This is a genomic window from Lewinella cohaerens DSM 23179 (genome assembly GCF_000379805.1).
Classification (GTDB): Bacteria; Bacteroidota; Bacteroidia; order Chitinophagales; family Saprospiraceae; genus Lewinella; species Lewinella cohaerens.
In genome coordinates, this window is sequence record NZ_KB903615.1 from 1 (window position 1) to 1423 (window position 1423).

Sequence of the window (1423 nt, forward strand, 5' to 3'; positions counted from 1 at the left end):
CTCCATCACGTTGTACTAAAGCAGATTTGGTTTGCAAAACAGTTGCAGGATTATTCTGATCTCTGACTTCTACAAACACCCAATCTACAATCGCGTCAGGGGTTCCGGCATTCGCAGCCAGCACCATTGCCGTCGTTGACTCCGCGCCACCACCAACGTGGGTAAAGCGAGCATGAAGTCCGGCACCGTAAGGCTGATTTAACGGAATGTAATTCTGCTGACGTAGATCATCCCTCATCAAACCATCCGTTACTCCGAGCATTGCTCCTTGCAGTAACACTTTCAGGTTCATCCGAACGAGGTGGTCATCAGCTCCGTTACCCGGTGTTGGATCGGTGCCATTGATGACTTCATCAGCATCACTTACACCACCACCGTCGGTATCCACATTATAAGGATCAGTACCCAGCGTTACTTCCTCGCCATTGGTCAGGTTGTCACCATCACAATCAGCCGCCGCCCAAATTGCATTACCAGCATCGTAGCCGGTATAACCAGCGGCTTGGACAGGATCACAAGGGTCCGTTGGGTCCGTATTATCACCCATTGTAAGTGGGTTACCGTCGGGACCGTTGTACTCGTCACCATCGTTGATACCATCACCATCAGTGTCCGTAATGGTAGGATCAGTACCAGCCAAAACTTCTTCCTCATTGGTCAAGCCATCCATATCCTGATCACAGGAACCCGCTGCGGGGTTGGGATCACAAGCATCGTTGGCATCCGAGGTACCAGTGGTTACGATTGGAGTCGATGGATCATCGATACCCGTAACTTCCTCACCGTCAGTGAGGCCATCACCATCACTATCGGGGTTCGTAGGATCGGTACCGGCAATCACTTCCTCGTCGTTCGTCAAACCATCGTTATCCTGATCACAAGTGCCCGCAGTCATGTTCGGATCACAGGCATCTAGTGGATCGGTGTTGTCAGCCATCGTGAGCGGGTTGCCGTCAGGACCATTGTATTCGGTACCGTCATTGATTCCGTCACTATCCGTGTCAGGATTTGTAGGATCGGTACCCGCCAAGACTTCCTCGTCATTCGTCAAGCCGTCGCCGTCTTGATCACATGGACCAGCTGACATATCGGGATCACAAGGATCGGTTGCATCGCTCGTGCCCGTCGCTACCGCGGGGGTAGTTGGATCGTCTACGCCGGTGACTTCTTCGCCGTCGTTGTAGCCGTCGCCGTCGCTATCGGGGTTCGTAGGATCGGTACCAGCAGTCACTTCCTCATCGTTGGTCAAGCCGTCGCCGTCCTGGTCACAAAGACCAGCGGACATATCAGGATCACATGGGTCGTTAGGACCACTTGTGCCTGTTGCTACCGCAGGGGTCGTAGGATCGTCTACACCCGTGACTTCTTCGCCATCGTTGTAGCCGTCGCCGTCACTATCCGGGTTCAGTGGATCGGTACCAGC

The 1423-nt window shown here is 53.5% G+C and carries 1 pseudogene; it reads right to left on the minus strand.

The features are described 5' to 3' along the window. A pseudogene (locus A3EU_RS34710) lies at positions 1–1423 on the minus strand (hypothetical protein); the annotation flags it as partial.